This window comes from Cellulomonas sp. SLBN-39 (assembly GCF_006715865.1).
Classification (GTDB): domain Bacteria; phylum Actinomycetota; class Actinomycetes; order Actinomycetales; family Cellulomonadaceae; genus Cellulomonas.
The window spans coordinates 2,871,370-2,890,512 of the sequence record NZ_VFOA01000001.1 but is presented as its reverse complement, the minus strand read 5'-3'; the positions used below and the strand labels follow the sequence as shown (position 1 = coordinate 2,890,512).

The window sequence follows — 19,143 nt, the reverse complement described above, 5'->3', positions numbered from 1 at the left end:
TCCGGAACGGACCGCAGCCCAGGAGCACCCCATGACGACCGCAGAGACCACGCCGACCCCGACCGCCGGCAGCACACCGACCACCGACCCCGCGGCCCTGCTGGCCGAGATGACCCTGGAGGAGAAGGTCGCGCTGCTCGACGGCGCGGACTTCTGGCACACCGAGCCGGTCCCGCACCTGGGCGTGCCGGCCCTGCTGGTCACCGACGGCCCGCACGGCCTGCGCAAGCAGGTCGAGGGCGGCGACCACCTCGGCCTGACCGACTCCGTGCCCGCCACGTGCTTCCCGCCCGCGGCCGGCCTGGCCTCCTCGTGGGACGTCGACCTGGCCCGCCGCGTCGGCGAGGCCCTCGGTGCGGAGTCCCGTGCCGAGGGCGTCGCGGTGCTGCTCGGCCCCGGCGTCAACATCAAGCGGTCCCCGCTGTGCGGACGCAACTTCGAGTACCTGTCCGAGGACCCGTTCCTCGCCGGGCGGCTCGCGGCCGGGCTCGTCGAGGGCGTGCAGCGCCAGGGCGTCGGCGCCTCGCTCAAGCACTTCGCGGTCAACAACCAGGAGACCGACCGCATGACGGTGTCCGCCGACGTCGACGAGCGCACGCTGCGCGAGATCTACCTGCCGGCGTTCGAGCACGTGGTGCGCGAGGCACGCCCGTGGACGGTGATGTGCTCGTACAACAAGGTCAACGGCGTGTACGCGTCGCAGGACCCGTGGCTGCTGACCCGGGTGCTGCGCGAGGAGTGGGGCTTCGACGGGCTCGTCGTGTCCGACTGGGGCGCGGTCGACGACCGGGCGGCGGCCGTCGCGGCCGGGCTGGACCTGGAGATGCCGTCGTCCGGGGGTGCGGGCACCCGCCGCGTCCTCGACGCGCTGGCCGCGGGCACGCTCGCCGAGGCCGACGTCGACCGGGCCGCGCGGCGCGTGCTCGAGCTCGTCGCCCGCGCGCAGCCGGGCCTGGCCGCGGGCGGCACCGTCGACCTCGACGCGCACCACGCCCTGGCGCGCGAGGCCGCCACCGCGAGCGCGGTCCTGCTGCGCAACGAGGGCGGTCTGCTGCCGCTGGACCCGGAGCACGGCGGCACGGTGGCCGTGGTCGGCGAGCTCGCGCGCAGCCCCCGGTACCAGGGTGCGGGCAGCTCGCAGGTGAACCCGACGCGGCTGGACGACGCGCTGGGCGCGCTGCGGGCCGGGCTCGCGGGGCGGCGCGAGGTCGTGTTCGCGCCCGGGTACGTGGTCGAGCAGGAGGCGGGCGACCCGGTGCTGGTCGCCGAGGCGGTCGCGGCGGCGCGGGACGCGGACGTGGTGCTGCTGTTCCTCGGGCTGCCGGCGTCCTACGAGTCGGAGGGGTACGACCGGGAGCACACCCGCCTGCCGGACGCGCAGGTGGCGCTGCTGGAGGCGGTCGCGGCGGTCAACCCGGACGTCGTGGTCGTGCTGTCGAACGGGTCCGTGGTGACGATGCCGTGGCTGCACCGGACCCGGGCGGTGCTGGAGGGGTGGCTGCTGGGGCAGGCGGGCGGCTCGGCGGTCGCGGACCTGCTGCTGGGGCGGGCGGACCCGTCGGGCCGGCTGGCCGAGACGATCCCGCTGCGTGAGCTCGACACCCCGACGGTGGGGGCGTTCCCCGGCGAGCTCGGGCACGTGCGCTACGCCGAGGGTCTGCTCGTGGGCTACCGCTGGTACGACACGCGGGGCCTGGACGTGGCGTACCCGTTCGGGCACGGGCTGTCGTACACGACGTTCGCGTGGTCGGACGCCGCGGTCGAGGTCGTCGACGCCGCGGCCGGGCGCGTCGACGTGCACGTGACGGTGACGAACACGGGCGACCGGGCGGGGACGGAGACCGTGCAGGTGTACGTCGCGGACCCGGTGAGCACGGTGGCGCGCCCCGAGCAGGAGCTCAAGGGCTTCGTGCGGGTGCCGCTCGCCCCGGGCGAGAGCCGGCGGGTGCGGGTCGCGCTCGACGACCGGTCGTTCGCGTGGTGGCACACCGCCCGCGGCACGTGGGTCGTCGAGGGCGGGGCGTTCGAGGTGCGCGTCGCGGCGTCGTCGCGGGACGTGCGGGCGCGGCTGACGGTCGAGCTGCCGGGCGTCGACGTGACCGAGCCCGTGGGCCCGGCCTCGACGGTCGCGGCGTGGCTGGCCGACCCGCAGGCCGGTCCGTGGCTGCGCGAGCGGCTCGCCGGCAGCGGGTTCGCGACGCTGCTGGAGGACACCCAGCACGGGGAGATGATGCGCGCGATCCCGCTGGTGCGGCTGAGCCGGTTCCCCGGGTTCCCCGTGGCCGAGGACGACCTCGCGGGGGCGCCCGGGACACCCTGACCCGGGCGCGTCAGCCCGGGGAGCCGACCAGCCAGCGGACCGTCCGTCGGACGAGGTCGCGGCGCCCCGGGCTCGCCCAGGAGCGCACGTCGTGCCCGAGCGCGTCGTAGACGACCCGGCCGGGCCCGGGTGCGACCCACACCACGGGGTGGTCGACGCCGTCGTGCCGGGTGGTGAGCAGCACGTGGGCGGCCGGGTCGACGTCGAGGTCGAGGTACTGCTCGTCGACGGCCTCGACCGCACCGAGCCCTGCGGTCACGGGGTGGTCGGGGTCGGCGACGTCGAACCGCGCGGCGCCCAGCGGCGGGTGCCAGGAGAGGCCGTCGACCCAGCGCCCGCCCAGCAGCGCCGACCAGCCGGGCGCGTCGTGGAAGGCGTTGGCCGACGCGTGCAGGGCCAGCAGCGGCACGCCGTCGGCGACGAGTCCGGCCAGCGCGGCGTGGAACCCCGCCCAGGCCGCGTCGTCCCCGTCGAACCCGGGGTCGACGCGGCCGGTGCCCGCGACCACGACGAGCAGGTCGGGCCGTCCGACCTCGCGGCTCGCGAGCCCGTCGGGGCCGAGGAGGTCCGGGGCGGTGCCGTGGACCGCGGGCTCCAGCCCCGCCTCGACCAGCAGCGGGTGCAGCCGGCCCGCGGTGGCGGCCGTGTCGTGCCACGGGTCGGCGTACCGTCCCCGGCCGACGAGGACGAGCGCCGGCCCGCTCACGCGCCGTCGGACGGCACGTAGAAGGCGGTGGTCGCAGCGGCGGACGCCTGGGCGGCCGCCGGCTCGGCGCCGGAGGCGACGTGCGCAGCACCCCAGGCGCGGGCGCTGGTGCGCATGACCTCGTGCATCGCCGGGTCGGCCTCGAGGGCTGCGGGGTCGCCGGGGTCGGTCCCGGCCAGGTGGGCGGCCAGGCCGAGGAGACCCAGGTCCCAGCCGACACCGACCGCACCGGGCCCGTACTGGTCCCAGAACGCCGGGGGGACGACGGCGACGTGCTCGAGGTGCAGGAGCGTGCCGCCGGTCGGGGTCGGGTCGAGGCGCACCTCGACGCGCGAGTCGTCCTCCGGTCCGGGCTCGCCGAGCACCCAGGTGACCCGGAGCCGCCGCGGGGGTTCGCACACGCGGATCTGCCCGCCGGCGTTGCCCTCGAGCTGGTAGGTGCCGTGCAGCCGCAGGTCGCCGCTCACCGGCAGGAACCAGCGGGCGATGCGCTCCGGCGTGGTGATCGCGTCCCAGACGTCGGCCGGGGCCGCCGGGTACTCCCGCGTGAGCGCCACGACGTGCGCCTCACCGGCGGGGAGGGTGCCTGTGGTGACGGCCCGCCTGGTCGCCCCGATCTCGTCGAGCATGTCCTTCATGCGGTCCTCCTCGGTGAGGTGCCGGTCACGTCCACGCCGGTCGACGCGGGCGGTGCAGAGGGTGCGTCGGGGCGCGACCGGGCACCGCGCGCGAGCTCGGTGCCGAGGGCGTCGAGCCGCTGCTCCCAGCCCCGGCGCAGGTCCGCGAGCCAGGCCTCGACCGCGGCGAGCGGCCGCGGGTCGAGCGCGTACACGCGACGGGTGCCCTCGGCGCGCACGGTGACCAGGCCGTGCTCGCGCAGCACGCGCAGGTGCTGCGACACGGCCGGCTGGCTGATGCCGAACTCACCGTGCACGGCCGCGACGACGTCACCGGCGGGGCGCTCGCCGAGCGCGAGCACCTGCAGGACGTAGCGGCGCACCGGGTCGGCGAGCGCGGCGAGTGCCTCCATGCCTCCTGTATATCACTGACGACTTATAGAGCACCACCGGTCCGCACCCCCCGGGGGGCGGGCCCGGTCAGTCGAGGATCGCGCGCGTCACCGCGACCTGCTCGGTGAGCACGGAGCCGATGACGTTCTGGGTCTCGTTGATGCGCTCGACGACGTCGCGGATCCCCGCGAGCGACGCGACCGCGGCGGCCACCTGGCTCTGGATGGCACCGACCTTCTCGCCGACCTCGGTGGTCGCCGACGCGGTCTCGTTGGCGAGCTCCTTGACCTCGTTGGCGACGACCGCGAACCCGCGGCCGGCCTCACCGGCACGGGCGGCCTCGATGGTCGCGTTGAGAGCGAGCAGGTTGGTCTGCGCGGCGATCGTCTGGATCGTCTTGACGACCTGGCCGATCTCCTCGCTGGACCGGCCCAGGCCGGCGACGTCCTGGTCGGCGGCGAGCGCGAGGCGCTGCCCGTCGGCCGCGACCGACGTGGCCGCGACGACGTTGCGCTCGACCTCCTCGATCGACGTGATGAGCTCCTCGCCCGCGGACCGGAGCCGGTCGGCCGCCGCGAACCGGCTGAGGGCCTGACCGACGAGGTACGCCGTGTTCTGCAGCGCCGCGCGGCGCCCGTCCGTCAGCGCGATCGTCTCCAGGACGAAGAAGTCCATGGTGCCGACGATGGCGCCGTCGACGACGATCGGCAGGCACACGCCCGACTTCACGCCCGCGGCGCGCGCCGCGGGCGCGCGGACGCAGTCGGTCACCTCGGCGAGGTCGGGCACGAACACCAGCTCGCGCGCCCGCCAGGCGCGCCCGGCCAGCCCGACCCCCTCGGCGAACGTCGCCTTGCGCGTCACGCGGCGGAAGTCCGGTCCGGCGTCGCCGGACTCCTGCGCGAACCGCAGCACGCGGTCCTGCGCGTCGATCTCCCAGAACGACCCGTACGCCCAGCCGAAGCCCTCCCGGATGGTGTCCAGCGCACCGCGCAGGACGTCGGGCGCGCTCGTGGCCGACGAGACGGCGCGCAGCACCGCCGTCGTGGCCTCCGTGTCGTGGACGGCCTGGGCCTGCAGCGCCGCCACCGCCAGGCGCTCCAGCGCCTGCGAGACGAGCAGGCCCACGGTCTCCAGGACGCGCAGCCGTGTCGGCGCGAGCTCGAGCACCGTGGTGGTGAAAAAGTCCATCGTGCCGACGACCTGACCGTTCACCGTCAGGGGGAAGCACACGCCGGAGCGGACACCCGCGCGCTGCGCGGCCGGGGCGCGGACGCAGTCGGCGAGCTCACCGAGGTCCCGGACGCTGACGAGACCCCGCGCGCGCCACGCCCGGCCGGAGAGGCCGACGCCCTCGGCGAACGACGCCTCGCGGGTGACGCGGCGGAACTCGTCCCCCGCGTCGCCGGACTCGGCCACGAACCGGAGCACCTTCTCGCCGGGGGCGATCGCCCAGTACGACCCGTAGGCCCAGCCGAACTGCTCGCGGACGACCGTGAGCGCGGCGACGACGCCCTCGTCGAGGGTGCGGGCCGCCTGGATGACCTGCGCCACCTGGGTGATGGCGGCCACGTCGGCCTGCGCGCGGGTCGCCTCGCCGGCGAGACGGTCGAGCTCGGAGCGGGTCCGGCTGCGGGTGAGCACGGGGGTGTCCTCCTGGTTCTGGACGGACGTCCGGTCGGGTCCGTCCACCGGGTAGTCGGACGGGGTCGCGTCGTGGAACGCCGCAGGCCAGGGCGAAGACTCCCGGCACGGCGAGGTTCCCCCGCGTGGCGCAGTCGCAGACCGGGACGACCCGGCCGGACCGCCCACGGGCACATCACCCGGTCGGCCCTGCGTGACACCACCCCGTGACCCCGACGGTGACGACCGGTGTGACCCGGGCCACGCCCGAGGTTCACCCGCACCCGACGAGGCCCCTCGCCGGGGCCGTCGTTAGCCTGCCGTCATGACCCAACGACGCGACGCCCGGCTCAACCGCGCGCGCCTCGTCGCCGCCGCCGAGGAGGTCTTCGAGACGCACGGGTCCGCCGTGTCGCTCGACCTCGTCGCCGAGCACGCCGGGGTGGGACGCGCCACCCTCTACCGGCACTTCCCCGACCGGCCCGCGCTCGTCGCCGCCGTGTTCGACGCGCGTGTCGACGCCCTCGAGCGCCGCGTGGCGGGCATGCCGGGCGCGGACGCGCTGCACCTGCTCGTGCACGCCGTCGGGGCCCGCCAGGCCAGCTCGCCCGGCCTGCTGACGACGCTGCGCCGCTCGCCGGAGGGCGTCACCCATCTGGCGGAGGTCACCGCGCGGGTGCGGGGGCTGCTGGCCCGGGCGCTCGCCGAGGCGCACGCCGCCGGGGCCGCCTGGGCGGACGCGACCACCGCCGACGTGATGCTCGTCTTCGCGATGCTCGAGGGCGTGGTCGCGCTCCGTGCACCGGAGGAGGCCGCCGCGGCCGTGGAGCGCGCGGCCGACCTGGCGCTGCGCGGGCTGCTGCTGACGCCCGTCCCCGCGCGACGCTGACCGACCCCGGCCCGCCGCGCACCGGAGGGGTCGTGCGCGGCGGGACGATCAGCCGTCGACGGCCACCAGGTGCAGCACGGCGGCCTGCTGCGGCGCGAGCAGGGGCCGCGCGAGCCCGGTCTGCGCGAGCACCGCACCGGGCAGCACCACGTCCCGGCCCGCGAGAACGTCCGCCCACCACGCGGGCGGTGCGTCGCCGACGGTGAGCGGCGCACCGGCGCCGAGGTCGACGTGCGTCACCCGGTAGGACCGCGCCGGGTCGAGACCGGGCACGCGCGCGGGTGCGGGCAGGGCGGCCTGCGGCGCGGCGAGCGCGACCAGCGCGACGACGGCCTCCGAGCGGTCAGCCGCGACCACGCCGTGCACGGCCAGGGCGGGGTCGGGGACGTCGGCACGCACGACGGTGCCGGTGTGCAGCAGGCCGCGCAGCCGCCGGTACGCCTGCGCCCACGCGGTGACCGCGGCGAGCTCGGCGGGGTCGGACCGGGTCAGGTCGCCCTCGATGCCGGCGTGCCCGAACAGGGACGTGGCCAGGCGGAACCCGAGGTCGCTGGTGCGGCCCGTGGTGTGCGCGCGGGCGTCGCCGAGGTGCGCGCCCAGGTGCTCGGGCGGCAGGAGCAGCGTGGACCAGCGGTGGATCTCCTGCCGCTCCAGCGGGTCGTTGGTGTCCGAGGCCCAGAACCGGTCGACGCGCTCCGCGACGCCCAGGTCGACGCGGCCGCCGCCGGACGCGCACGACTCGACCTCGACCTCGGGGAACCGGGCGCGCAGCGCGTCGAGCATCCGGTACAGGGCGGCGGTCTGCGCGTGGGCGCCGGGCACGAGCAGGTCCCGGTTGTGGTCCCACTTGAGGAACCGCACGGGGTACTCCTCGAGCAGCGCGACGAGCGCGTCGTGCACGTGGGCCCACGCCCCGGGGTGCGCGAGGTCGAGCACCCGCTGGTGGCGCCACTCCAGGGCGGCGGGGCGGCCGAGGACCCAGTCGGGGTGCGCGCGGGCCAGGTCGGAGTCGGCGCTGACCATCTCGGGCTCGACCCACAGGCCGAGCTCCATGCCGGCCGCCGTGACGCGCTCCGCGAGCGGGTGCAGGCCGTCGGGCCAGACGTCGGGGTCGACGGTCCAGTCGCCGAGGGAGGTGCGATCGTCGCGACGTCCGCGGAACCAGCCGTCGTCGAGGACGAACCGCTCCACGCCGACGCGCGCGGCGACGTCGACCAGGCGGGACAGCGTGGGCAGGTCGTGGTCGAAGTACACGGCCTCCCAGGTGTTGAGCACGAGGGGCCGGGGGCGCAGGGGCCCGCGGCGGCGGCGGTGACGGGCGTGCAGGCGGTCGCTGAGGCCGTCGAGGCCGTCGCCGGACCAGGTGGCCACGAGCCACGGCGTGGTCAGCTCCTCGCCCGGGGCGAGGGTGATCTCGCCGGGGGCCCAGAGCTCGCCGCCGCCGAGCGCGGACGGTCCGAGCGGGGAGCGCTCGGACCACAGCCGGCGGTCGCCGCTCCACGCGCAGTGGACGGACCAGACCTCACCGGTGCGGGTGCCGAAGCCGGGGGTCCCGGCGACGAGCAGGTAGGCGTCGTCGTGGCCGGGGCGGCCGTGCCGGCCCTCGCGCAGCCACACCCCGTGCCCGGGCAGCAGCCGCTGCTGGCGGCGCTCGTGGCTCCACAGGCCCGTGTGGTCGGCGAGCTCGCGGGCGCGGTCGGGCACGGGCAGCACCACGTCGAGGGTCTGCACGTGCAGGGCGTCGTCGCCGGTGTTCGTCAGGGTGTGGCGCACGGTCAGCACGCCCTCGGGCGCCAGGCGCAGCTCGGTGCGGACACCGACTGCGGCGGCCGCGTCCGCGGCGAGGACGACGAGCACCTGGTCGCCGTCCTCGCCGCGCACCTCGACGCTGGTCGAGACGAGCGCGACGTCGAGGGGACCCGTCGCGCGGTGCACCGCCACACCGGGCTGCCCGGACCAGCCCTCGGCGAGGGTCGGCACGAGGGACAGCCGCAGCGGGACGTCGATCGAGCTGGGCGGGACGGCGGGGAGGACCGCCCCGGCGAGCGCGTCGAGCGCGTCGGCCGGCAGGGGCCCGAGGTCGGCCCCCCAGTGCAGGACCGACGGCACCTGCGTGCCGGGGGCGTCGACCACGAGGCTCACGCCCCCGGCACGCAGGTGGTGGATCATCGCGTCACTGCTTCACGGGGATGGCCTGGGCCTCGAGGGCCTCGACCGTGGAGGACTGGGCAGCCTCGAGCGCGTCCAGGAGCGTGCCCTGGCCGGTCGCGGCCTCCTTGAAGCCGTCGGAGACGTCGGTGTAGACCTGCGTCATCGTCGGGCCCCACACGAAGTCAGGGTTGACCTGCGCGGACGCCTCGGCGAACACGTCGTAGATGGCCTGGCCGCCGTAGAACTCGACGCCCTCCTGGAGCACCGGCAGCTCGAGGCCGGCGGTGGTGGCCGGGTAGATGTTGGCCTCCTCGTTGAGGATGGTCAGCGCCTCCTCGGACGTGTTGAGCCACAGCGCGAACTTCGTGGCCTCGTACAGGTGCTCGGTGCCCTTGAAGACCGCGGTGGACGAGCCGCCCCAGTTGCCCGCGGCGCTCTGCCCGGCCTCCCACTGCGGCATGGGCGCGACCGCCCACTTGCCGGCCGTGTCGGGCGCGCCCGACGCGATGGAGTTGGCGCCCCAGACCGCGGAGACCCAGGTCCAGACCTCGCCGGAGTTGTAGGCGTTGTCCCACTCGGGGGTCCACGCCGGGTACGTCGCGACGAGGTCGTCCGACATCAGGCCCTGCCAGTAGTCGGCGACCTGCGTCGAGGCGTCGTCGGCCAGCGTGACCGACCAGCCGTCGGCGTCGTTGGCGAACCACTGCCCGCCGGCCTGCCACACGAAGCCCGCGAACTGGTTGACGTCCGACTGGGAGAAGTTGGTGATGTACCCGTCGAGCTCGCGGATCTGCTCCGCGGCCGCCTGGTACTCCTCCCACGTGGTCGGCACCTCGATGCCGTTCTCCTCGAACAGGTCGGCGCGGTAGAACAGCGCCATCGGGCCCGAGTCCTGCGGGACGGCCCAGACCGACTCCTCGTCGCCGAGGGTGACCTGGCCCCAGGTCCAGTCGACGAACTGCTCCTGCGCGGCCACGACGTCGGCGCACGCCGAGAGGTCCTCCAGGCCGTCCTGGACGCGGAAGTTCGGCAGCGCGTCGTACTCGATCTGGCCCAGGTCGGGGGCGTTGCCGGCCTCGAGCTGGTTGAAGAAGTTCTGGTAGGTGCCGGAGTTGCCGTTGGGGCCGGTCTGGACCGTCACCTGGATGTCCGGGTTGGCCTCGTTCCACGTCTCGACGGCGGTCTCGATGCCGGGGATCCAGGACGTGAAGCTCAGCTCGACCGTGCCCTCGGACGGCTCGCAGGCCGCGGCGTCGGCGCCGCCGGCGGCGGTGTCGTCACCGGTCGAGCACGCCGCGAGCGTGCCGACCAGGAGGGAGGAGGCGAGGAGGGCGACGGTGCCCGTCCGCGTGCGCTGGTGCATGGGGGTTTCCTTCTTCATCGAGGGATGGGACGTACTGCTGCTGGGGGTGTGGTCTGGGGGTGTCACTTGACGGAGCCGGCGCCGAGGCCGCCCCGCCAGAACCGCTGCAGCGCGAGGAACGCGACGACGAGCGGGATGATCGACAGCAGGGCGCCGACGAGCACGAACGTGTTGAGCTCGGGGATCTGGTTGACCTGGGAGTTCCAGGTGTAGAGCCCGAACGTCACGGGGAACTTGCGCTCGTCGCGCAGCATGATCAGCGGGAGGAAGAAGTTGTTCCAGATCGCGACGAACTGGAAGAGGTAGACGGTCACCAGGGCCGGCACCATGAGGCGCACCGACACCCCGAAGAACGTCCGGATCTCGCCGGCGCCGTCGAGGCGGGCGGCCTCGATGAGCTCGTCGGGCACGCTGGCCGCGGCGTAGATCCGCGACAGGTACACCCCGAACGGGCTGACGATGCTCGGCAGCAGCACCGACCAGTAGGTGTCGGTGAGGTCGACGGCGGAGAAGATGAGGAACAGCGGCAGCGCGAGGGCCGTGGCGGGCACGAGCACCCCGCCCAGGACGACGTTGAACAGCGCCTCCCGGCCGCGGAACTGGTACTTGGCCAGCGCGTAGCCGCACATCGAGGCGAGCAGCGTCGCGACCGCGGCACCGACGCCGGCGTACAGGAGCGAGTTGCCCATCCACTGCCCGAACAGCCCGTCGCGGTACGTCAGGACGTCGCGGACGTTGTCGACCAGGTGCAGGTCGGCGAACCACAGCGGGTTGGTGCCGAGGACGTCGCCGCGGGTCTTGGACGACGCGACGAGCAGCCACCACAGCGGGAACAGGAAGTACCCGGTGAAGACCACCATGACCGTCATCGCGGCGATCCGCGGGACCACCGGCGTGCGGACCGAGCGGCCCGGGGCGCTGGCCGCCGCGGCGCTGCGCGCGGGGCGGGCCTGGAGCGTGGTCATCGCGCCTCCTTGCGCTGGGACAGCTTGAGGAACCCGAACGACAGCACGAACGTCATGAGGGCCAGGACCACGGAGAACGCGGCGGCCAACGACGTGTTCGGCACGGCCGACGTCGCGTAGACGGTCATGTTCGGGGTGAACGTGCTGGTCACGGCCGAGCTGAAGGACCGGAAGACCTGCGGCTCGGCGAGCAGCTGGAGCGTGCCGATGATGGAGAAGATCGCGGTCAGCGAGATCGCGGGCATGACCATCGGGACCTTGATCGACAGCGCGATCCGCGCCTGGCCGGCGCCGTCGAGCACGGCGGCCTCGGACACCTCCCCGGGGATCGCCAGCAGCGCCGAGTAGATGATGAGCATGTTGTAGCCGACGTAGACCCAGGTCACGACGTTGGCGATCGCCCACAGCACGAGGTCGGCGCCGAGGATCGGCACGTTGGCCGTCAGGGCCGTGAACGGCGACAGGCGCGGGGAGTACAGGAAGCCCCACATGATCGCGGCGATGACGCCGGGCACCGCGTACGGCACGAAGTAGGCGAGGCGGAAGAACTTCTTGCCGCGCACCAGCGGGGAGTCCAGCAGCAGCGCGAACAGCAGCGCCAGGCCGAGCATGACGGGCACCTGCACGACGCCGAACAGCAGCACCCGGCCGACGGACTCCCAGAACGCCTCGTTGCGGAAGACGGCCTCGTACTGCACGAGCCCGCCGAACACCTGCCGGGCGGCGCCGAACGTGCCGTCGCGCTCGACCGTGAGCAGCGACTGCCACACCGCGGCGGCGATGGGCACGACGTAGAACAGCGTGAAGAGCAGGCCGAACGGTGCGACGAAGAAGGCGATCGCCTTCCCGTAGCGCCGCGGCGCGCGCCGGGTGGCCCGGCCCGGGGCCGGGGGCCGCGCGAGCGCGGCAGGGGCGGTGGTCATCGGACGGGCTCCTCTCGCAGGACGCGGACCGCGCGCGCGGGGACGACGAGGGCGTCACGGACGACGGCGTCCGTGACCAGCTCGTGGCCCCGGGCGGGGACGGTCACGTCGTCCGCTCCGTGGTTGACGACGAAGGTCCAGGTGATCGAGTCACGGGTGCGCACGACGCGCTCGACGCCCGCGGCGGCCAGGCCGGGGTCGGTGGCGACGCCGGCGTCCGCGCACAGCCGGGCGGCCAGCGCGGCGCCCGACGCGGCGTCCAGCGACGTGGCGAGGTACCAGGCGCTGCCCCGCCCGACGGTGCGGCGCGTGAGGGCGGCCTCCCCGGCGGCGGGCCCGTCGGCGAACCGGGCCAGCACCTCCGCGTCGACGACCTGCGACCGCTCGCTCCACAGCGCGGCCCGCGAGCCGTCGTCGAGCGTGAGCACGGTGCCGGGCAGCACGGGGGCGAACTCCTCGACGCGCACGCCGAGCAGGTCCCGGTAGGCGCCGGGGTACCCGCCGAGACGGACCGCGTCGCGCTCGTCGGCGATGCCCGACCAGAACGTCACGAGCGCGGTGCCGCCGTCCTCGACGAACCGCGTCAGGTGCGCGGCGTCCGCGTCGGAGACCAGGTACAGCGCGGGGACGACGACGAGCCGGTACCCGGTGAGCGGGTCGGCCGGGGACACGACGTCCACCGTGACGCCCTGCGCGCGCAGCGCCCGGTAGGCGTCGAGCACCTGCTCGCGGTAGCGCACGGCCGTGGAGGGGCGGTTGTCGCCGTCGGCGGCCCACCACGCCTCCCAGCTGAACAGCACGGCGACGTCGGCCACGACGCGGGACCCGGCGACCTCGTCGAGCCGGTCGAGGGTCGCGCCCAGGTCGACGACGTCGCGCCACTGGCGGGTGTCGGTGCCGGCGTGCGGCACGAGGGCCGAGTGGAACTTCTCGGCGCCCTGCGTGGAGGCCCGCCACTGGAAGAAGCAGACGGCGTCGGCGCCGCGCGCCACGTGCGTGAGGGAGTTGCGCACCATCTCCCCCGCGTCCTTGGCGAGGTTGACCGGCTGCCAGTTCACGGCTCCGGTGGAGTGCTCCATGAGCAGCCACGGGTCGCCGCCGGCCAGCCCGCGCGTGAGGTCGGCGCTGAACGCGAGCTCGGTGGTCGGGTCCGCGAGCCGGTGGTCGAGGTAGTGGTCGTTGGCCACGACGTCGACGTGCGGGGCCCAGGACCAGTAGTCGAGGTTGCGGATGTGGTCGGTGACCATGAAGTTCGTGGTCACCGGGACGGCGCTGCGCTCGCGCAGGACCGCCGTCTCCGCCTGGAGCTGGCCGAGCAGCTCGGCGGAGGAGAACCGGTGGAAGTCCAGGACCTGGCCCGGGTTGCGGGTGGAGACCGTGGCCCGGGGCGGCAGGACCTCGTCGAACGAGGAGTACCGCTGGCTCCAGAACGACGTGCCCCACGCGTCGTTGAGCGCCGCGACGTCGCCGTAGCGGCCGGCCAGCCAGCGGCGGAACGCGTCGGCGCTGACGTCGCACCAGCACAGGGCGTTGTGGCAGCCCAGCTCGTTCGACACGTGCCACAGCGCGAGCGCGGGGTGGTCGCCGTAGCGGTCCGCGACCTGCGCGACCAGGGCGAGGGAGCGCTCGCGGTACACCGGCGACGACGGGCACCACGCCTGCCGGCCCCCGGGCCAGCGCCGCGTGCCGTCGACGGCCACGGGGAGGACCTCGGGGTGCAGCGTGGTCAGCCACGGCGGCGTGGACGCCGTGCCGGTGCCGAGGTTGACGCGCACGCCGGAGGCGGCCATGAGGTCCATGACCTCGCCGAGGTCGGTGAAGTCGTAGCGGCCGGGCGACGGCTCGAGCTGGGACCAGCCGAACACGTTGATCGCGACGAGGTCGACGCCGGCCTCCTGCATGAGCCGGGCGTCCTCGCGCCAGGTGGCGCGGTCCCACTGCTCGGGGTTCCAGTCGCAGCCGAACGCGACGCCGGTGTGGCGGAAGCGGGGGCGGTGACCGGCGGGGGCCGGAGCCGTCGTGGGTGCGACGGTCGTCGTCATCGTGCGCAACTCCTTTGTGTGTGCACGTGCACACATCGTCCCGGCGCGTCAGGCACGACGGGATGTGTGCACGTGCACACATTAAGCACGACCTGCAGGGTGGTCAACGCCGGAGAGCCCCTTCCGTCCCGATGTCACCCGTCCGTGCGTCGCTACAGTGACGCTCGTGACCGCCTCCCCCCTCCCCCGCAAGCGTGCGACCGTGCACGACGTGGCGCGCGAGGCCGGCGTCTCCCGCGGCACGATCAGCCGCATGCTCAACGGCGACGGGTACGTCTCCACCGACGCCCGCGAGCGCATCGAGGCCGCGATCCGCAAGGTCGGGTACGTGCCGAGCACCACCGCGCGCAACCTGGTCCGGCAGCGCACCAACGCGGTCGGGTTCGTCGTGCACGAGCCGCACGCGCTGTTCCTCGAGGATCCCAACATCGGGGCGATCCTGCTCGGCGCGAACGAGGCGCTGTCCGAGGCCGACCACCAGATGGTCTGCCTGGTCGTCGGCTCGGGGCGCGACGCCGAGCGGGTCGGGCGGTACCTGCGCGGGGGGTTCGTCGACGGCTGCGTCGTGGTCTCCGCCCGCGAGCACGACCCGATCACCGCCGTGGTGCGGGCCGCGCAGCTGCCCGTGGCGTTCGTCGGCCACCCGCCCGACCTGCAGGACATGTCGTGGGTCGGCATCGACAACGTCACGTCCGCGCACGAGATCACATCCCGGCTGCTGGCGACCGGGCGGCACCGGGTCGCGATGATCGCGGCGGCGCTCGACCGCGACTCGGGTGCCGACCGCCTCGCGGGCTTCCGGCAGGCCCTGGGCGACCGGTTCGACGCCGACCTCGTGGCCCGGGTCGAGCACTACGCGTACTCCGACGGCGTGCGGGCGATGACGGAGCTGCTCGAGCGGGCGCCGGACGTCGACGGCGTCTTCGCGGCCTCCGACGCGCTCGCCGCGGGGGCGCTGGAGGCCCTGCTGCGCGCGGGGCGGCGCGTCCCGCAGGACGTGGGGGTCGTGGGGTTCGACGACTCCGCGTGGGCCTCGCGGTGCACACCGCCGCTGTCGACGGTGCGCCAGCCCGCCGAGGGCCTCGGGCGGGCGGCGGCGCGCAGCGTGCTGGCCCAGATCGCCGGCGAGCAGCGCGAGCCGGCGGCGATCCTGCTCGACACCCCGGTGGTGTGGCGCGGCAGCGCCTGACCACCGGGTGATCTTTGCCCCGCCCCGCACGGGCTCGTCGGTGCGACCCGGTCCCCGCTGATACGTCACGAGCAGACCTGACGTGCACGCCCCCGGACCCGGGGGCCGCACGGCGCCGGGGTCCGGCCGCGGCACGCCCCGACCCAGCATTTCCCACCGGCGGGCAGGCCGCCCATCCTGGGCGGGACAGCCTGTGGGGTTCGGGGGCGCCAGGATGCAGCAGACGTCTGACCAGCACGGGCCGGACCCGGCGGGGACGGGTCCGGAGGGCGTTCGGCACGTCACCGGTACGGCCGCGCCGCGGCCGACGACCGCGCCCACGGACCCGGTGCTGGCAGCCGCCCTCGTCGAGCAGGCGCACGGCCCCGTCTTCGCGAAGGACCTGCACGGGCGCTTCGTCGTGGCCAACGCGGCCGCGCACCGCGCGCTCGGCGTGGCCCCGGGGCACCTGGTCGGGCGCCGGCTCGAGGACGTCACCCCGACCGTGGTGCACGAGGACGCGCTCCGCAACGACGCGGCGGTGCTCTCGCACGGTCCGCAGGTCTTCACCGAGTCCGTGCCCGGTGTCCACGGGGCCCGCGACTTCGTCGTGGCGAAGTTCCCCATCACGGACGACGACGGCGAGGTGCGGTCGATCGGTGCGGTCGCGCTCGACGTCTCGACGTCCGAGTGGCTGCGCGCGGAGCTGGCGATCACCCAGGAGCAGTACCGCGTGCTCGCCGAGTCCGCCACCACGGGCGTGCTCGTCACCGCCGGCCCGGACCACGTGGTGCGCTGGTGCAACCTCGCGGCGGCACGCATGCACGGCGTCGCACGGGTCGACAAGCTCGTCGGCCGGTCGCTGCTCGAGACGGTCGACCCGCTGGAGCGCGAGGAGATGCGTGCGCAGTACGCGAGCGTCCTCACCGGCGAGCCGCTGGAGACCCGCGCCTACCGGGTCCTGAACCCGGGCACCGACCGCGAGCGCCAGGGCGTCGTCGACCTGCGGGCGCGGCGCATGCAGTGGGACGGCGAGCCCGCGGTGGTGACCGAGCTCCTCGACGTGACCGACCAGGCCGAGGACGCCGAGCGCGTCGCCCGCTCCGAGCGCCGTCTCTCGTCGCTGTTCGCGCAGGCGCCCGTGGGCTACTTCGAGGCGGGGACCGACGGACGTCTGCACGCGGTGAACCACCGCCTGGCGCTGCTGCTGGGCCGCGAGGTGGAGGACTGGGCCGGACGCATGGTCGAGGACCTCCTCGTCCCGGGCGACCGTGCCGCGCTGCGGGCGCGGCTGCGCCGGGCCACGGCCGGGGAGCAGGACGAGGGCGGGACCGCGTGGTCGCTGCGCACCGCGACCGGCCAGCACGTGCCGGTGCAGGTCCACCTCTCCCCTGTGCGGGACGACGACGGCGCGGTGGACCGGCTCGCGGGCGTGGTGCTCGACGACCGGAAGGCGGAGCGGTACCGGACGGAGGCCGTCGAGCGCGGCCGCCGCCTCGAGCAGCTCGTCCGCGCGATGCCGGACGCGGTCCTCATCTGCAGCCAGGACGGGACGATCACCCAGGTCAACGACCAGGCGGAGGCCCTGTTCGGGTACCCGCCGGGCGAGATGGTCGGCCTGGCCGTCGAGACGCTCGTGCCGGTCGAGCGGGCCGAGCGCCACGTGCGGCACCGCGACCGCTTCGTCGCGACGTCCCACGCGGCGCCCATGTCGACCGGCCTGGACATCGAGGCGCTCACGCGCGACGGGCGCCGCATCCCCGTCGAGGTGCTCCTGAGCGCGGTGACGCTCGGGACGGGGCCGGCGGTGGTCGCGTCGGTGCGCGACATGACCGCCTCGCGCCGGCTCAGCCAGGAGCTGGCCCACTCGCGCGACCTGCTGGCGGGGGTGCTGGACGCGGCGACCGAGCAGGCGGTCGTCGCGATCGACCTCGACGGGGTCGTCGAGGTGTTCAACTCCGGCGCCGAGCTGCTGCTGCAGTGCCCGGCCGCGGAGGCTGTCGGCCGGCGTCTGGACGAGTTCGTCGAGCCCGGCGACCTGGCCGCGCTGTTCGCCGACGCCCCGGACGAGCGCTGGGCGGGTGTCGCGCGGGCGGTGACGACGTCGACCCGGACGACGCCGCGCCGCTACGTCACGCGCGCGGGGACGGTCCGGGACGTGCTGCAGTCGATCACGGTGCGCCACGGCGCCGGCGGCGTCGTGGGGCTGGTCGTCGTGGCGACCGACGTGACGGACCGCCTGGCGCGCGAGGCCGCGCTCGCCGACTCCGAGCAGCGGTTCCGCCTCGCCTTCGACCACGCGACCACGGGCATGGCGCTGGCGGACCTGTCGAGCGGCGTGCCGGGCCGTTTCCTGCAGGTCAACCAGGCGCTGTGCGACCTGGTCCGGTACAGCGAGGGCGAGCTGCTGGGCGCCGACCTGACGGCGATCACGCACCCCGACGACCTCGACGCGACCACCGCGGTGCTGGACGACCTGCGCACCGGGCGGCTGGGCTCCGCACGGCGCGAGGTGCGGTACCGGCGGGCCGACGGCGCGACGATCTGGGTCGACGAGTCGCTCGCGGTGGTGCTCGACGCCCACGGGACGCCCGCGTACGTCGTCGCCCAGCACCAGGACGTCACGGGCCGCAAGGTCGCCGAGGAGGCCCTCACGCGGGCGGCGATGCACGACGGGCTGACGGGGCTGGCCAACCGGGCGCTCCTGGTCGACCACGTCACGCAGGAGGTCGCCCGGATGCGACGCGACGGCGGCGGCCTGGGCCTGATCTACCTCGACCTGGACAACTTCAAGGACGTCAACGACTCGCTGGGCCACGAGGCGGGCGACGCGCTGCTCGTGGAGATCGCCGGTCGGCTGCGCCGGTGCGTGCGCGACGTGGACACCGCGGCCCGGCTGGGCGGCGACGAGTTCGTCGTGCTGTGCACGGGCCTGACCTCGATCGACGAGCTGGTCGCGCTGGCGCAGCGCATCGAGCGCGCGCTCGCCCTCGACATCATCGTGGGCGCGACGTCGCTGTCGGTCACCGTGAGCGCAGGGCTGGTGTTCCGCGACGACACCGACGTCGACGCCGAGGACCTGCTGCGCGACGCGGACGCGGCGATGTACCAGGCCAAGCGCAACGGCGGGCACCGCTACGAGGTCGCCGACCCCGCGCTGCAGGCCCGTGCGCTGCGGCAGCTCTCGCTCGAGGCCGAGCTGCGGCAGGCGCTGCGCGAGGCGGAGGGAGGGACCGCCGTGCCGGGCACGGGGCTGTCGCTGGTCTACCAGCCGTCGTACGACACGCGGACGGGGAGCATCGTCGCGTGCGAGGCGCTGCTGCGGTGGCAGCACCCCACGCGCGGGCTGCTCTCGCCCGACGCGTTCCTCGACGTGGCCGAGGAGCGTGCCCTCATGTGGCCGCTGGGTCTGTGGATCATGCGCACCGCGGTCCGTCAGGCCGCCACCTGGTACGCCCGGCTCGGTGCCGCTGCGCCGCAGATGTGGGTCAACGTGTCGGCGGGGCAGCTCGGCAAGAACCTGCTCGCGGAGCGCACGCTGCAGCTGCTCGTCGACCACGGCCTGCCCACCGACCGCCTGTGCGTCGAGATCACCGAGCGGCAGGTCGTGCGGGGCGCGCACTCGACGACGGGCGACCTGTCGGTCCTGCGCGCGGCGGGCGTGGACGTCGCGATCGACGACTTCGGCACCGGGCACGCCGGGATGGACTACCTGCGGCGCCTGCCGGTCACGGTCATGAAGATCGACCGCAGCTTCGTCAACGACGTCACGCTCGACGAGGCGCACGCCGCGCTCGCCGCGTCGATGGTCGCGATGGGCCGCTCGATGGACCTGAAGATCGTCGCCGAAGGGGTCGAGACGGCCGCCCAGCACGACGTCGTGGTGGCCCTGGGCTGCGACCTCGAGCAGGGCTTCTGGCTCGCGCGGCCGATGCCGGCGGACGACGTCGAGCGGCTCCTGACAGGGGTGGCGTGAGCCAGCG

The 19,143-nt window shown here is 74.8% G+C and carries 13 protein-coding genes; 4 read left to right on the top strand and 9 right to left on the bottom strand.

Features of this window, described 5'->3' with window-relative positions; genetic code table 11:
• Nucleotides 1-31: 31 nt before the first annotated feature.
• A complete protein-coding gene (locus FBY24_RS13285; protein ID WP_142161251.1) occupies nt 32-2,320 on the top strand; it encodes a glycoside hydrolase family 3 C-terminal domain-containing protein in 2,289 nt (762 codons plus the stop codon).
• A 10-nt stretch (nt 2,321-2,330) separates the two neighbouring features.
• On the opposite strand, the gene FBY24_RS13280 is transcribed toward FBY24_RS13285, so the two are convergent.
• The 4 genes from FBY24_RS13280 to FBY24_RS19690 all read right to left on the bottom strand — a co-directional run bounded on the left by FBY24_RS13280 (nt 2,331) and on the right by FBY24_RS19690 (nt 5,728).
• Entirely contained in the window at nt 2,331-3,026 is a 696-nt protein-coding gene (locus FBY24_RS13280; RefSeq protein WP_142161249.1) for a ThuA domain-containing protein, read from the bottom strand.
• Nucleotides 3,023-3,664, bottom strand: coding sequence for an SRPBCC domain-containing protein (locus FBY24_RS13275; RefSeq protein ID WP_142161247.1), 642 nt, complete (start codon nt 3,662-3,664; stop codon nt 3,023-3,025). Before FBY24_RS13275 ends, FBY24_RS13280 begins: the two co-directional genes overlap by 4 nt.
• Nucleotides 3,661-4,056 carry a helix-turn-helix transcriptional regulator gene (locus FBY24_RS13270; protein WP_142161245.1) on the bottom strand — a complete coding sequence of 132 codons (396 nt, stop codon included), beginning with the start codon at nt 4,054-4,056 and terminating at the stop codon, nt 3,661-3,663. Before FBY24_RS13270 ends, FBY24_RS13275 begins: the two co-directional genes overlap by 4 nt.
• A 67-nt stretch (nt 4,057-4,123) precedes the next feature.
• Nucleotides 4,124-5,728, bottom strand: coding sequence for a GAF domain-containing protein (locus FBY24_RS19690; protein WP_304515643.1), 1,605 nt, complete (start codon nt 5,726-5,728; stop codon nt 4,124-4,126).
• 256 nt (nt 5,729-5,984) lie between these two features.
• Here FBY24_RS19690 and FBY24_RS19175 point away from each other — a divergent pair, with 256 nt between their 5' ends.
• Nucleotides 5,985-6,548: a TetR/AcrR family transcriptional regulator gene (locus tag FBY24_RS19175; RefSeq protein ID WP_186343262.1), complete on the top strand. Its 564-nt coding sequence runs from the start codon at nt 5,985-5,987 to the stop codon at nt 6,546-6,548.
• A 48-nt stretch (nt 6,549-6,596) separates the two neighbouring features.
• Here the strand turns inward: FBY24_RS19175 and FBY24_RS13255 are convergent, their stop codons facing one another.
• The 5 genes from FBY24_RS13255 to FBY24_RS13235 are packed head-to-tail and all read right to left on the bottom strand — an operon-like array spanning nt 6,597 to nt 13,992.
• The gene (locus tag FBY24_RS13255; protein ID WP_142161243.1) at nt 6,597-8,717 is read right to left on the bottom strand and encodes an alpha-galactosidase; all 2,121 of its coding nucleotides are present in this window, start codon (nt 8,715-8,717) and stop codon (nt 6,597-6,599) included.
• A 4-nt stretch (nt 8,718-8,721) separates the two neighbouring features.
• A complete protein-coding gene (locus FBY24_RS13250; RefSeq protein WP_142161241.1) occupies nt 8,722-10,080 on the bottom strand; it encodes an ABC transporter substrate-binding protein in 1,359 nt (452 codons plus the stop codon).
• Nucleotides 10,081-10,124: 44 nt separating this feature from the next.
• A complete protein-coding gene (locus FBY24_RS13245; protein WP_203793510.1) occupies nt 10,125-11,027 on the bottom strand; it encodes a carbohydrate ABC transporter permease in 903 nt (300 codons plus the stop codon).
• Entirely contained in the window at nt 11,024-11,950 is a 927-nt protein-coding gene (locus FBY24_RS13240) for a carbohydrate ABC transporter permease (RefSeq protein WP_140460754.1), read from the bottom strand. The genes FBY24_RS13245 and FBY24_RS13240 overlap by 4 nt, the downstream gene beginning before the upstream one ends.
• Nucleotides 11,947-13,992 (bottom strand): beta-galactosidase, encoded by a 2,046-nt coding sequence (locus tag FBY24_RS13235; RefSeq protein ID WP_142161239.1) that lies wholly within the window; start codon nt 13,990-13,992, stop codon nt 11,947-11,949. The genes FBY24_RS13240 and FBY24_RS13235 overlap by 4 nt, the downstream gene beginning before the upstream one ends.
• A 166-nt stretch (nt 13,993-14,158) precedes the next feature.
• On the opposite strand from FBY24_RS13235, the gene FBY24_RS13230 reads away from it, so the two are divergent.
• Both FBY24_RS13230 and FBY24_RS13225 read left to right on the top strand, forming a co-directional pair.
• Nucleotides 14,159-15,181: a LacI family DNA-binding transcriptional regulator gene (locus FBY24_RS13230; RefSeq protein WP_255432387.1), complete on the top strand. Its 1,023-nt coding sequence runs from the start codon at nt 14,159-14,161 to the stop codon at nt 15,179-15,181.
• Between the two features lie 328 nt (nt 15,182-15,509).
• Entirely contained in the window at nt 15,510-19,136 is a 3,627-nt protein-coding gene (locus FBY24_RS13225) for a PAS domain S-box protein (RefSeq protein WP_160158510.1), read from the top strand.
• Nucleotides 19,137-19,143: the final 7 nt, after the last annotated feature.